This window comes from Actinacidiphila sp. bgisy160, assembly GCF_965342435.1.
Lineage (GTDB): Bacteria > Actinomycetota > Actinomycetes > Streptomycetales > Streptomycetaceae > Actinacidiphila.
This window is the reverse complement of record NZ_CBDRCM010000094.1, coordinates 1-12,411: the sequence shown is the minus strand read 5'-3', so window position 1 is coordinate 12,411 and position 12,411 is coordinate 1. Positions and strand designations below refer to the sequence as shown.

Below are 12,411 nucleotides of genomic sequence, written 5' to 3'. Positions count from 1 at the left end.
CCCCCCCCCCCCCCCCCCCCCCCCCCCCCCCACCCCCGCGCTCAGCCGGCCCGGCTCACCCGTCGAGCGCCGTCACCGTGCCCGCGCCGACGGTGCGGCCGCCCTCGCGGATCGCGAAGCCGAGCCCCGGCTCCAGCGGCACCGGCCGGCCCAGCTCGACCGTCATGTCGACGGTCGCCCCCGGCAGGGCCGCCCCCCGCCTCGCCCAGGTCCACGTCGCCGACGACGTCGGCGGTGCGGATGTAGAACTGCGGCCGGTAGCCACTGACGATCCCGGTACGCCGCCCGCCCTCGGCGGCCGGCAGCAGGTACACCCGCGCCCGGAACCGGCGGCTGGGCGTCACGCTGTCCGGCGCGGCCACCACGTGGCCCCGGCGGACGACGTCCCGGGCCACACCGCGCAGCAGCAGTGCCACGTTGTCGCCGGCCTGGGCCTCCTCCATCGGCTTGCCGAAGGTCTCCAGACCGGTCACCACGCTCGCCGTGTCCGCGCCGAGCACCTCCACGCGGTCGCCGACCCGGACCGTGCCCCGCTCGACCGCGCCGGTGACGGCCGTGCCGCGCCCGGTGATGGTCAGCACGTTCTCCACCGGCAGCAGGAAGGGGGCGTGGGTGTAGCGGTGCGGCATCGGCACGTAGGTGTCGACCGCGTCGAGCAACGCGCCGATCGCCGCCGTCCACCGCGGGTAGCCCTCCAGCGCCCGCAGGCCCGACACCCGTACGACAGGCAGCGTGTCGCCCGGGTAGCCCTGGGCGGACAGCAGCTCGCGGACCTCCAGCTCGACCAGGTCGGTGAGCTCGGGGTCGCCCGCGTCGGCCTTGTTGAGCGCCACGACGATGTGCTCGACGCCGACCTGGCGGGCGAGCAGCACGTGCTCGGCGGTCTGCGGCATGACGCCGTCGAGGGCCGAGACGACCAGGATCGCGCCGTCGAGCTGGGCCGCGCCCGTGGTACACGCGCCGGTGCTCGCCGCACGCGCCGGCGTGGACGTCGGCCGGCCGGCCCCGGCGCCGAACGGCGCGCTCAGGGACGGACCCTGGCCGGCGACGCGCTCAAGGACGTCCCGCCGCGGGTGAGGGCACGCGAACCGGCCCGCTTCATGCCCCGCTGACGCGGGCCAGGACATAGGCGCGCCAGGTTTCCGCCTCCTGCGGGTACGCGGCCCGCTCCAGCCTGGCCTCCACCTCGAACCCGGCCTCGGCCAGCGCCCGCGCGACCGTGCCGGCGTCGTGGAAGTGGAAGTCGACGTCGACCTCGTGCCCCCACCACTGGGTCACCCGCCTGGTCTGCGCCCCGGTGTGGAAGGCCACGAGCGCCCGGCCGGACGGACGCAGCACGCGCCGCATCTCCGCGAACGCCGCCCCCAGTTCACCCGGCGTCAGGTGGATCACCGAGTACAGGGCGACCACCGCCCCGAACTCGCGGTCCGCCGCCGGGAGACGCAGCAGGTCGCCCTCGCGGAAGTCCGCCCCGGGGTGCTCGCGGCGGGCGAGCGCGACCATCCCCGGCGACAGGTCGATCCCCACGGCCCGCACCCCGCGTGCCGCGAGCCACGCCGTGACGTGGCCGGGGCCGCAGCCCAGGTCCGCCACGGGCGCGCCGTCCGCGGTCTGCTCGGCGAGGGCGGCCAGCAGGGCCCGGTCCAGCGGCTTGTACGCCAGCTCGTCGCCGATGCGTTCCCGGTACTCCTGCGCCACGGTGTCGTAGCTGCGGCGCACGCGGCCGCGCTCCTCGTCCCCGCTCACAAGTGCTTGCCCGCCTCTCGTACCGACAGCGGCGACAGCCGCTCCCCCGCCTGCGCGAGGAACGCCCGCACGGCGCCGGGATCGGTGCGGGCGTACTCCCGCAGCGCCCATCCGATCGCCTTGCGGACGAAGAAGTCCCGGTGGCCCGCCTGCCGCAGGCAGTAGCGGAACAGCCGGCCGGGATCGGTGTCCGCCTTGTACGTCAACTGGTGCAGCAGCGCGGTGCGGGCGAGCCAGAGGTCCTCGCCGTCGATCCACTCGTCCATCACGTCCACCAGGGCGGGGTCGGCGGCCACGAGGCGCCCGACGACGTGCGCGGCGAGCAGGTCGACGGTGTCCCACCACGGGTCCGTCGTGATCAGGTGCCGGGCCGTGCCGAGGAAGGCCGAGGAGCAGCGCCCCACGTGGCGGCGCAGGTAGTCCACGGCGAAGTAGCGGTACTCCCGTTCGGGGAGCGCCCAGCAACGCAGGCCGACGGCCGCGCAGTCGGCCTCGTCCGGGCGCGGCGTCCCCGCGAGCACGGCGCGGGACAGGGCACGCCGGGCGGGCGTGGCGATGCCGAGGAACGGGAACGCGTCGCGCATGTACGCCGCCGCCGAGGCCGCCCGCACCGGGTCGGCGGCGGCGCCGTACGCCGAGGTCAGGCGCGGCAGCACGAGGTCCGCGAGGGCGCTGTCCGGCAGGACCGGAACGGGAGGGGCCATGGCCCCACGGTACGCGGCGGCACCAGAGCGGCATCCTCCTCCGCTAGGCTCGCGGAATGTCCGAGGTCACCGTCCTGTCCCGCCCGCGCTCGCGACCGGCGTCGTGGGCCCGGCTGGCGCTGCTGGTCGTCCTCCTGGCCGGGGCCGCGGCCTCGGTGCTGGTCTGGGAACCCCAGCGGCTGCTCGCGCACGGCTGGCCCGCACAACTCACGGGCGCCGCGGCCGTCGTGCTCTTCGCCGGGGGCTACGGGCTCTGCGCCCTCGCCTTCGTACCGCGCCCCCTGCTCAACGTCGGCGCCGGAGCGCTCTTCGGCGCCCAGGCCGGACTGCCCGCGGCCCTCGCCGGCACGGTGCTCGGCGCCGGCCTCGCCTTCGTCCTCGGCCGCCTCCTCGGGCGGGACGCCTTGCGCCCGCTGCTCCGCGGCCGCGTGCTGCTCGCCGCGGACCGCCAGCTCAGCGAGCACGGCTTCCGCACGATGCTGGCGATGCGGCTCTTCCCCGGCGTGCCCTTCGCGGCGGCCAACTACAGCGCGGCGGTCTCACGGATGCGGCTGACGCCCTTCCTGCTGGCAACCGCGCTGGGCAGTGTGCCCAACACGGGGGCCTACGTCATCGCCGGCAGCCGTGCCACGACGCCGACGTCCCCGGTCTTCCTCGTGGCGATGGGCTTCATCGCGGTCACCGGCCTCGCCGCCCTCGTCGTCGCCGCTCGCACCCGCCGCGGGCGCTGACCCCGGGCTGGGAGGCTCGGCCTCCCAGCAGGGAGGGAGCCGGTCGTGGCACCGGTGCCGGTTCCCGGCCCATGATCGGGGCGCGGACACCGGCGCGCAGCGGTCCGGCACGCCCGGCCCGGCAGGCCCGGCAGGCCGGCCTCGTCTGACGGGCGCTCAGTCCGTCCGGCGCAGGCCGGAGACGAGGAGCCCGGCCAGGCGGCGCGCGTCGTAGCGGGGGTCGCTGTCCGCGCCGACGCACAGGTTCCCTACGCCGCGCATGAGCGCGTACGCCTCCAGGTCGGAGCGGATCTCGCCGGAAGCGGCGGCGGCGTCGAGCAGTTCGGCGCACACGGGCAGCAGGCGGTCGAGGAAGTAGGTGTGCAGGCCCTCGAAGCCGGTGTTGTCGGACTGCAGCACGCCGGCCAGTCCGTGCTTGGTCACCAGGAAGTCGACGAACAGGTCGATCCACCGTGCCAGCGCGGCGTGCGGGGTCGCGCTGCTCGCCAGCAGGGCCGGGCCGGCCTCGGCGCAGGCGTCGACCTGGTGCCGGTAGACGGCGATGATCAGATCCGACCGGGACGGGAAGTGGCGGTAGATCGTGCCCGTCCCGACGCCCGCCCTGGCTGCGATGTCGCGCACCGGCGCCTCCACGCCCGACGCGACGAACGCCGCGGCCGCCGCCTCGAGCAGCGTCTTCTCGTTGCGCCGGGCGTCCGCCCGCTTGGCCCGCTCCACCACCGCGCCATTCCTTCCACGACCGGCCTTGTCAAACGGAACCACGTTCCGTATCGTTAACGGAACAAGGTTCCGCTTGCTCATGATGCCAGGGCGCGCGCCCCGGGACCAAGTCGTGCGCGCTCGCGCCGCACGAAACCACCCCACCCCACCCGCAAGGGAGAACACGGTCATGCAGTACCGCACCCTGGGCCGCACCGGTGTACAGGTCAGTTCCCTCGCGCTCGGCGCGATGAACTTCGGCAGCATCGGACGCACCACCCAGGACGAGGCCACCGCCCTCGTCGACGCCGCCCTCGAGGCCGGGATCAATGTCATCGACACCGCCGACATGTACGGCGCCGGCGAGTCGGAGGAGATGGTCGGCAAGGCCATCGCCGGCCGCCGCGACGACATCGTGCTGGCGACGAAGGCGACCATGCCGATGGGCGACGAGCGCAACCACCGCGGCAGTTCGCGCCGCTGGTTGGTCACGGCCCTGGAGGACAGCCTGCGCCGTCTCGGCGTCGATCACGTCGACCTCTACCAGGTCCACCGATGGGATCCGACGACCAGCGACGAGGAGACCCTGTCGGCCCTGACCGACCTGCAACGCGCGGGCAAGATACGCTACTTCGGCTCCTCGACCTTCCCCGCATACCGCATCGTGCAGGCCCAGTGGGCCGCCCGCGAGCACCACCTGGGCCGGTACGTCACCGAACAGCCCAGCTACTCGATCCTGCAGCGCGGCATCGAGGCCCATGTGCTGCCCGTGACCGAGGAGTACGGCCTCGGCGTGCTGGCGTGGAGCCCGCTCGCCTCGGGCTGGCTGTCCGGGGCGATCCGCGAGGGCCGGGAGATCACCACCAGCCGCTCCGCGCTCCTGCCGGAACGCTTCGACACCTCGATCCCCGCCAACCGGGCCAGGCTCGACGCCGTCGAACGGCTTGCCGCGCTCGCCGCCGAGGCCGACCTGACCATGATCCAGCTCGCCCTGGGCTTCGTGACGGCCCACCCCGCCGTGACCGCCGCGATCGTCGGCCCCCGCACACCCGACCACCTGCGGGCACACCTCGTCGCCGCCGACACGGTGCTCTCCGCCGACGTGCTCGACGCGATCGACACGATCGTCGCCCCGGGCGTCGACCTCGCCCCGCACGAGAAGTTCGACACCCCGCCCGCGCTGCTCGAACCGTCCCTGCGCCGCCGCGACCGCGCCTGACGTCCACGGGCCCGGACCGGTGCACGGTCCGGGCCGCCGTCGTCTAACCCTGGTTGACGCCCGGCCAGTCGGTGTAGCGGATGCGGGAGATCTCCAGGACCTCGCCGATCGTGCCCCATTCGTCCTTGCCGAGGCGGGCCAGCGGACGAAGCCTGCGCACGTCGGGGTGGCCCTCGACCATCGCGGCCTCCGAGACGGCGGCCTGGACGACGCGGCCGAAGACCACGGTCGAGTCGCCGAGGGTGACCGTGCTGTGCAGTTCGCACTCCAGGGCGACGGGCGAGGCGGCGACGCGGGGCGGCTTGACCGCTCGGCTGGGCTCGCGGGCGATACCGACCGCGTCGAACTCGCTGACCCCGGGCGGGAAGTCGGTGCCGGTGGCGTTGATCTGCTCGAAGAGATGCTCGGGCGCGAGGTTGACCACGAACTGCCGGGTCTCCTCGATGTTGCGCAGCGAGTCCTTCCGCCCCACCGAGGTGAACTGCACGACCGGCGGGCTGACGCACGCGACGGTGAAGAAGGAGTGCGGGGCGAGGTTGGCCACAGACCGTTGCGAGATCGTTGACACCCACGCGATGGGTCGCGGCACCACGACCGACGTCAGCAGCTTGTAGAAGGGGGTGCGGCCCATGGCCTCGGGATCGAATTCGACACGCATGGTCGCCAGTATCCCCCTCGGCTGGTGCGGATCAGCACCGACCTCTCCGCCCTGGCCGAACGCGAGGTTCCGACGAAAGTGCACGATGACAGACGCCATCTTCCCGCACGGCCCCGAATTGTGAACGAGTACCGGCGCTGCCCTGCCAGCACATGGTACGTGTGCTGGGCAGCCCCTTCCTGCCTGTGTTTTCGCAGGTCAACGGGCGGTTCGCTGGTTCTGCGCGGCCAAGGGCCGGGCTTGGTAGCGGGGCGACGCCGTAGCAGGTGGCCACCGCCGGTGACCGGGACGGGAGACGTCTGCTGGACACATCGTGCTCCTCGTCGATACGCCGTACGGGACGCCGCCGCTCCGCACCCGCGCGCCGGTGGCTGACCCGGCGGGGCCCCGGGGGTTCGCACGAGCCGCCCCGATAAAATGGACGAGTCGGGACCATCCGCTGCGCAGCAGGACACGGAGCTGTCCACCCCACTCGACGCCGGGGTGGCCGACCGATCCGGAGGGGCACCATCATGGCCGGACAGATCACCTGTCGCAGAGTCTACGAGGAGACCGCGCCGAAAGACGGCAAGCGCGTGCTGGTGGACCGGGTGTGGCCCCGGGGCATGCGCAAGGAGGACGCACATCTGGACGAGTGGCTTCGCGATGTCGCCCCCTCCAGTGAGCTGCGTAAGTGGTACGGCCACGAGCCCAGCCGCTTCAGCGAATTCCGACGCCGCTATCTGGCGGAGTTGCGGGACGCCGGGCACCGCGAGGCGGCCGAGCATCTGCGTGACCTTGCGGCGCACGACAGACTCATGCTGCTGACCGCCACCAAGGACGTGGACCACAGCCAGGCAGCCGTTCTCGCCGAGTGGCTGGCCAAAAGCCGGTAGCCGGTAGCCGGTAGTGAGGCGCCGGCGGGGTGGCGGTCACCGGTCCACGCTCGCGCATCCCAGGCCGTGATCGGGGAGGGGCCGGCCCCCTCCTCCGGCACCGTGCCAGGCATCGTGCGCCGTCCGTAGAGGTGAAGAGGGATGGCCATGCGAACGAACATCGTCCGACACGAGAGCATGATGGTCAGCTACGACGTGGTCAACGGCTGGACCGTTGTCGAGGCCGACGGTGGGATGGACGCACATACCGCGCCCATGGTCCGGGAAGGCGTGATCAAGCTCATCGATGAGGGACACCGCCACTTCGTCCTGGACCTGGGCTTCGTCACCTTCATGGACTCGATGGGGCTGGGTGTGATCGTGGCGATCACCAAACGCATCCGTGAACGCGAAGGCTCGCTGCGCCTCGCATCCGTCTCCGGCCGGATACTGAGGATCCTCGACCTGAGCGGGATGCGCGAGAGCTACGAGATCTACCCCTCGGCAGAGGAAGCGACGGGGTCGGCTCCCTCGCCCGGCAGCCTCGCACACTGGCCTCATCCCTCCGGCTGAGCACCGCTTCGCGGACTTTTCGGCGACTCTCCGTCGGGCAGCGACCTGTCGCCTTCACCGTCACGCGTCCGGCTCCCTCTTCCGGCCGGCTGGATTCAGGGCACCAGGCGCACCGCGGTGACTTTGTACTCCGGGCACGAGCTGACGGTGTCGGCGTGGCCGGAGGTGAGCGCGTTCACGCCGCTGGCGGGAAAGTGGAAGGCGCAGAAGACCTGGCCGGGTGACGTCTGCGCGGTGATGCGGAGGGTGAGGCGGGCCTGGCCGTGTCGGCTTTCCACGGTGACGGGCTGGGCGTCGCGCAGGTGGTGTCGGGCGGCATCGTCGGGGTGGATGTCGAGGTGGTCGACGGGGTCCAGGCGAAGGTTGTCGGTGCGGCGCGTCATGCTGCCGGAGTTGTAGTGCACCAGGCGGCGGCCGGTGACCAGGATCAGCGGGTAGGTGTCGTCGGGCTGTTCGCCGGGCGGCAGGTAGGGGGCGGCGGCCAGGTGGGCGCGGCCGTCACGGGTGGCGAAGCGGTCGGTGTAGAGCTTGGCCTGGCCAGGCCGGTCCGGGTACGGGCAGGGCCAGCACAACGCGCCCTGGTGATCCAGGCGCTGGTGCGAGAGTCCGGCGAAGTGCGGGCTGATGCGGGCGCATTCGTCGAGAGCCGCGGCCGGGGTGGGACAGCCCAGGTCGGCCCCCAGCGCGGCGGCGACGGCGTGGACGATGTCGAAGTCGGACCTGGCCTGACCGGGTGAGTCCACGGCGGGCCGGACCCGCTGGAAGCGGCGGTCGAAGTTGACGAACGTGCCGTCCTTCTCCAGCCACGAAGCGGCGGGCAGGACCACATCCGCGCGGCTCGCGGTGGCCGACAGGAAGAGGTCCTGGCTGACGACGAGCGGGCAGGCGTCCAGAGCCGCAGCCACCTGGCTGGAGTCGGGGTCGGTGGAGCAGACGTCCTCGCCGATCACCCACAGGGCACGCAGCCGTCCCTCGCGGGCGGCGGCGAACATCCGCGGGATGCGCATGCCGGAGCGCTCGGGGACGGGGGCGCCCCACACGCGCTCGGCGCGGGCGCGGGCGGCCGGGTCGGTGACCTTGTGGTAGCCGGGCAGGGTGTCGGGGAGGGCTCCCATGTCGGAGGCGCCCTGGACGTTGTTCTGGCCGCGCAGCGGGTACAGGCCCAGGCCGCGGTCGGTGCCGACGGCGCCGCGCAGGATGGCCAGGTTGGCCAGGGCGCGCACGCCGTCGGTGCCGTGCAGGTGCTCGGTGACGCCGAGCCCGTAGACGATCGCGGGACATCGTGCGCGCCCGTACAGCCGGGCGGCCTGCACGATGCCGGCCGCGGGCACACCGGTGACGGCCGCGGCCGCCTCGGGCGGATACTCCTCGAGCAGGGCGGTCAGTTCGGGCAGTCCTGCGGCTCGCTCGCGGAGGAACTCGTCATCTATCAGGCCCTCGTCGAGCAGGACGTGGGCGATGCCGTGGCACAGGGCGACGTTGGTACCCGGGCGTGGCCGCAGGTGGACGTCCGCGTATCCGGCCAGTCCGACTGCGCGCGGGTCGGCGACGATCAGCGTGGCTCCGCGCAGGGCGCGTTCGAGGAGCCGGGAGCCGACGACCGGGTGGGCCTCGACGGGGTTGGCGCCGACCACGAGGAGGCAGTCGGCCCGGTCGATGTCGTCGAAGGAGTCGGTGCCGCCCGGCAGGCCGAAGGAGGCGGTGAGTCCGGCGGCGGACGGAGCGTGGCACAGCCGTGAGCAGTTGTCGATGTTGTTCGTGCCGATCACCGTGCGCAGGAACTTCTGGACGAGGTAGTTCTCCTCGTTGGTGGCGCGCGCGGAGGAGATGGCCGCGACGGCGTCGGGCCCGCCGGCGGCGACCGCGGCCCGCAGCCCGCGCGCGACACGATCGAGCGCCTCGCCCCAACTGGCGGGTTCCAGGCTTCCGTTGCGGCGCAGCAGGGGCTGGGTGAGGCGCTCGGGCGAGCGTTGGAAGCCGTGGGCGAAGCGGCCCTTGACGCAGGCGTGCCCGCGGTTGACCGGCCCCTCACGGTCCGGCAGTACGGCCGTGACCTGGCCGTCGTCGGTGACCACGTCCAGTGAGCAGCCCACGCCGCAGTAGCCGCAGGTGGTGTGCGTGGTGGTGCTCGTGGCGGGCAGCCGGCGCGAGGCGGCGCTGCCGGGCGGCAGCCCCGGCTGGAAGATCGCGCCGGTGGGGCAGGTGTCCACGCATCCGCCGCAGGCCACGCAGTCGGAGTCCGCCCACGCCCCGCCGGTGCCGGGCGCGACGACCGTGTCAGCGCCCCGGCCGGTCAGGGTGAGTGCGAAGGTGCCCTGCACCTCGGCGCAGATGCGCACGCAGCGTCCGCAGGCGATGCACAGGTCGGGGTCGAGGTGGACGTACGGGTGGGAGTCGTCCGTCCCGCGTCCGCGCGTGCCCTGAGCCGTGGACGCGCCGACGCCCAGCTTCTCGCAGACGGCGGCCAGTTCGCTGTGCGTCGCCTCGACCGCGCCCCGCGGCAGAGCGGAGACCAGCAGTTCCACCGCATCACGCCGCAACGCCTCCAGCTCTTCACCGGCCGTCGTGACGGGTGTGTGTTCGCCGATCGGGGTGACGCAGGCCGCCACGATGTTTCCGCCGACCTGTACCAGGCAGGTCCGGCAGGAGCCGACCGCGGACAACCGGTCGTCATGGCACAGCGTGGGCAACCACACGCCGGCCGCACGGACCGCGTCCAGTACCGAGGCCCCCACACCCGCCTCGACATCGCGCCCGTCGATCGAGACCCGCATCACGCCTCCCAGCTCGCCAGCCGGTCGCCGCAGGCGCGGGCCAGGCTGCGCACCGCAGGGGGGATGCGGCGGCCGAACGCGCACAGGCTCGCTTCTTCCATCACCCGCATCCACCGCCGGTAGCCCGGATCGGGAGGGCCGCCCGTCGCCACCAGCCGCAGGCCGCGCCGCGACCCCACCCGGCACGGCGAGCACGCCCCGCAGCTCTCCGCGTCAGCGAACTCCCAAAGGTGCCGCAACACATCTGCCGGTTCCACGCTGTCGTCGAAGGCGACCAGACCGGCGTGGCCGAGTGCCGCCCCGCGCGTCGTCAGATCGTGCTCGGTCAGGGGCACGTCCAGCCCGTCAGCGGGCAGGAACCCGCCCAGCGGGCCGCCGACCTGCAGCACCGCCAGCCGCGCACGGTCGCGCAGGCCGCCGCCGAGCTCATGGACGATCCATTCCAGGCTGGTGCCGAACTCCACCTCGTAGCAGCCGGGCCGGGCGAACCGCTCCGCCAAACACACCAGTTTCGTTCCCGTCTGCCCCGGCACGCCGCGCCGGGCGTAGGCAGCACCGCCGTGCGTCACGATCCAGGGCAGGGCGGCCAGTGTCTCGACGTTGTTGACCACGGTCGGCGCACCCCACAGCCCCGCTTCGGTCGGATACGGAGGACGCGCCCGGGAGCAGCCCCGCCCACCCTCCAGTCCCGCGATCAGCGCCGTCTCCTCGCCGGCCACATAGGACCCGGCTCCGGCGGCCACCCGTATGTCCAGCGTCACCTCGCTGCCGTGCACCCGCGCCCCCAGATGCCCTTCCGCGTAGGCGCGCTCCACCGCCGCCCGCATCCGCGCAAGCGCCCTGGGGTACTCCGACCGCACCAGCACCACCCCCTCGCGGGCTCCACAGGCGAGACAGGCCAGCGCCAGTCCCTCCAGCACCCGGCCCGGGTCCTGTTCCATCAGCAGCCGGTCGGCGAACGACCCCGGATCTCCCTCGTCCCCGTTGGCGATGACCACCACCCCCGGGCGGCCCCGGGCCGCCGCCCATTTCGCCGCCACCAGGTAGCCCGCCCCGCCACGCCCGCGCAGCCGGGAGGCTTCCACTTCCGCATGGACCTCGTCGGCCGTGCGCGCCGCCACGGTCTGCGGCCACGCCTGCCAGCTGGGCGCACCCGCCAGCACCCCGCCGAGCAGTACCGGCTCCGAGGTGGCATCACCGACCGGGATCCCGGGATCCTGGCGCTCTTGGCGTCCCGCGATCTGGTCGGCGAGCCCGGTACCGGTGCAAGGCCGGTCTCCGTCCAGCGCCGCAGGGCCGGTGTAGCAGTAGCCCAGGCAGCGCACGGCCTGCAACGACACAGCCCCGTCCGCGCTCACGTCGTCGGCGGGGACACCCAGCTCGCCTTCCACCTCGCTCAGGTGCCGCCCGCTACGGGCCGCGAAGCACGCCGTCGCCGTACACACCCGCACGTGACGACGGCCGTGCGGCGCGGCCAGATCGGCGAAGTAGCCGGCGGGCCCCAAGCCGGAGGCGTGGGGCAGGCCAAGACGCTCCGCGACCCCTGGTGCCCACGCCTGCGGCGGCCCCGCGGTGCTCGCGCGTCGCTCGGCCAGCGCGTCCGGCAGCGCCTCCCCAGTCCGGCCGCGCCACCCGGCCAAGGCACGGAAGGCATCGAAGCGGTCAGCCGTGCTCACGGCCCCATCGTCGCCGTCCTCGCCTCGCTCCGCATCCGGGACCGGCCCGCACCAAGCGAGGAACGCCGCGCTCGTTCCCCGGCAGCGCCGGAAGATGGCTTGCTCCCCTCGCGGATCCCCGGCACCGCTGATCACAGAAGCCCGCGGTGGGAGGAGTCCTGGAGCCGGTCGCGGGCTGTCCGCATGCGGGGCGCGGCGACCAGCAGCAGCATGGAAATAACCCGAATGCACCGTTTCGCGGAGGTGAACCGCGATGACTTTGCCCGTACACCACCGGCCCGGCCATCTCGTGGAGCGACCGTTCCCCACCCTCGGCTGGGGCGAGCCGGTCGCCGCCGAGTTCGATGACCTCTTCGAGCGGATGAACCGGTTCTTGGAGCAGGCCGCCGGTGTCACGCCGTCGGCTCGGGCCTGGTCGCCCATGGCCGACCTGCATGAAACGAACGACGCCTATGTGGTCGAGGCGGAACTGCCCGGGATCAAGCGCGAGGACATCGACGTCGAGGCCGGCGGCCGGGAGTTGTGCGTCTCCGGCGAGTACAAGGAGTGCGAGCGTGAAGGCGTTCTGCGCCGGCGTACCCGGCGCACCGGGCGGTTCGAGTACCGGGCACTGCTGCCGGCAGACGTCAAGGCGCAGGAGATCACCGCGACGCTGGCCGACGGAATCCTGACCGTCACCGTCCCCAAGGCCCAGGCGGCGAAGCCGCACCACATCGAGATCACCCAAGCCTGACGCAGTGTGGGGGGGGGGGGGGGGGGGGGGGGGGGGGGGGGGGG

Annotated in this window: 11 protein-coding genes and 1 pseudogene; 5 read left to right on the top strand and 7 right to left on the bottom strand. The window is 73.3% G+C overall.

Annotated elements, in window-relative coordinates; genetic code table 11:
• Positions 1 to 55 precede the first annotated feature (55 nt).
• From ACRWNP_RS36105 to ACRWNP_RS36095, 3 genes and pseudogenes are all read right to left on the bottom strand, one after another.
• Positions 56 to 953 (bottom strand): annotated as a pseudogene (locus ACRWNP_RS36105) (GTP-binding protein); the annotation flags it as partial.
• A 145-nt stretch (positions 954 to 1,098) separates the two neighbouring features.
• Positions 1,099 to 1,746, bottom strand: coding sequence for a class I SAM-dependent DNA methyltransferase (locus ACRWNP_RS36100; protein ID WP_431969097.1), 648 nt, complete (start codon positions 1,744 to 1,746; stop codon positions 1,099 to 1,101).
• The gene (locus ACRWNP_RS36095; protein WP_431969095.1) at positions 1,743 to 2,450 is read right to left on the bottom strand and encodes a DNA alkylation repair protein; all 708 of its coding nucleotides are present in this window, start codon (positions 2,448 to 2,450) and stop codon (positions 1,743 to 1,745) included. Before ACRWNP_RS36095 ends, ACRWNP_RS36100 begins: the two co-directional genes overlap by 4 nt.
• Before the next feature lie 56 nt (positions 2,451 to 2,506).
• Between ACRWNP_RS36095 and ACRWNP_RS36090 the strand changes: the two genes are divergently transcribed.
• Entirely contained in the window at positions 2,507 to 3,181 is a 675-nt protein-coding gene (locus ACRWNP_RS36090; protein ID WP_431969094.1) for a TVP38/TMEM64 family protein, read from the top strand.
• A 156-nt stretch (positions 3,182 to 3,337) separates the two neighbouring features.
• Here the strand turns inward: ACRWNP_RS36090 and ACRWNP_RS36085 are convergent, their stop codons facing one another.
• Complete coding sequence (locus ACRWNP_RS36085) at positions 3,338 to 3,901, bottom strand: TetR/AcrR family transcriptional regulator (RefSeq protein WP_431969092.1); 564 nt, start codon at positions 3,899 to 3,901, stop codon at positions 3,338 to 3,340.
• 169 nt (positions 3,902 to 4,070) lie between these two features.
• On the opposite strand from ACRWNP_RS36085, the gene ACRWNP_RS36080 reads away from it, so the two are divergent.
• The gene (locus ACRWNP_RS36080) at positions 4,071 to 5,099 is read left to right on the top strand and encodes an aldo/keto reductase (RefSeq protein ID WP_431969090.1); all 1,029 of its coding nucleotides are present in this window, start codon (positions 4,071 to 4,073) and stop codon (positions 5,097 to 5,099) included.
• Between the two features lie 43 nt (positions 5,100 to 5,142).
• Here the strand turns inward: ACRWNP_RS36080 and ACRWNP_RS36075 are convergent, their stop codons facing one another.
• Positions 5,143 to 5,757 (bottom strand): flavin reductase family protein, encoded by a 615-nt coding sequence (locus tag ACRWNP_RS36075; protein WP_431969088.1) that lies wholly within the window; start codon positions 5,755 to 5,757, stop codon positions 5,143 to 5,145.
• A gap of 512 nt (positions 5,758 to 6,269) precedes the next feature.
• On the opposite strand from ACRWNP_RS36075, the gene ACRWNP_RS36070 reads away from it, so the two are divergent.
• Both ACRWNP_RS36070 and ACRWNP_RS36065 read left to right on the top strand, forming a co-directional pair.
• On the top strand, positions 6,270 to 6,632 hold the full coding sequence (locus ACRWNP_RS36070) for a DUF488 domain-containing protein (protein WP_431969086.1): 363 nt from the start codon (positions 6,270 to 6,272) through the stop codon (positions 6,630 to 6,632).
• Between the two features lie 141 nt (positions 6,633 to 6,773).
• Positions 6,774 to 7,184, top strand: coding sequence for an STAS domain-containing protein (locus ACRWNP_RS36065; protein WP_431969084.1), 411 nt, complete (start codon positions 6,774 to 6,776; stop codon positions 7,182 to 7,184).
• Positions 7,185 to 7,279: 95 nt separating this feature from the next.
• On the opposite strand, the gene fdhF is transcribed toward ACRWNP_RS36065, so the two are convergent.
• The gene (gene fdhF / locus ACRWNP_RS36060; protein WP_431969082.1) at positions 7,280 to 9,958 is read right to left on the bottom strand and encodes a formate dehydrogenase subunit alpha; all 2,679 of its coding nucleotides are present in this window, start codon (positions 9,956 to 9,958) and stop codon (positions 7,280 to 7,282) included.
• The gene (locus tag ACRWNP_RS36055) at positions 9,958 to 11,634 is read right to left on the bottom strand and encodes an NAD(P)H-dependent oxidoreductase subunit E (protein WP_431969080.1); all 1,677 of its coding nucleotides are present in this window, start codon (positions 11,632 to 11,634) and stop codon (positions 9,958 to 9,960) included. The genes fdhF and ACRWNP_RS36055 overlap by 1 nt, the downstream gene beginning before the upstream one ends.
• Positions 11,635 to 11,887: 253 nt before the next feature.
• On the opposite strand from ACRWNP_RS36055, the gene ACRWNP_RS36050 reads away from it, so the two are divergent.
• Positions 11,888 to 12,367, top strand: coding sequence for an Hsp20/alpha crystallin family protein (locus tag ACRWNP_RS36050; RefSeq protein ID WP_431969078.1), 480 nt, complete (start codon positions 11,888 to 11,890; stop codon positions 12,365 to 12,367).
• Positions 12,368 to 12,411 lie beyond the last annotated feature (44 nt).

Coding starts and splice junctions, on each gene's coding strand:
- ACRWNP_RS36065 (WP_431969084.1), top strand. CDS start 6,774: ATGGCCATGCGAACGAACATCGTCCGACACGAGAGCATGATGGTCAGC.
- ACRWNP_RS36070 (WP_431969086.1), top strand. CDS start 6,270: ATGGCCGGACAGATCACCTGTCGCAGAGTCTACGAGGAGACCGCGCCG.
- ACRWNP_RS36095 (WP_431969095.1), bottom strand. CDS start 2,450: ATGGCCCCTCCCGTTCCGGTCCTGCCGGACAGCGCCCTCGCGGACCTC.
- ACRWNP_RS36050 (WP_431969078.1), top strand. CDS start 11,888: ATGACTTTGCCCGTACACCACCGGCCCGGCCATCTCGTGGAGCGACCG.
- ACRWNP_RS36080 (WP_431969090.1), top strand. CDS start 4,071: ATGCAGTACCGCACCCTGGGCCGCACCGGTGTACAGGTCAGTTCCCTC.
- ACRWNP_RS36075 (WP_431969088.1), bottom strand. CDS start 5,757: ATGCGTGTCGAATTCGATCCCGAGGCCATGGGCCGCACCCCCTTCTAC.
- fdhF (WP_431969082.1), bottom strand. CDS start 9,958: ATGCGGGTCTCGATCGACGGGCGCGATGTCGAGGCGGGTGTGGGGGCC.
- ACRWNP_RS36090 (WP_431969094.1), top strand. CDS start 2,507: ATGTCCGAGGTCACCGTCCTGTCCCGCCCGCGCTCGCGACCGGCGTCG.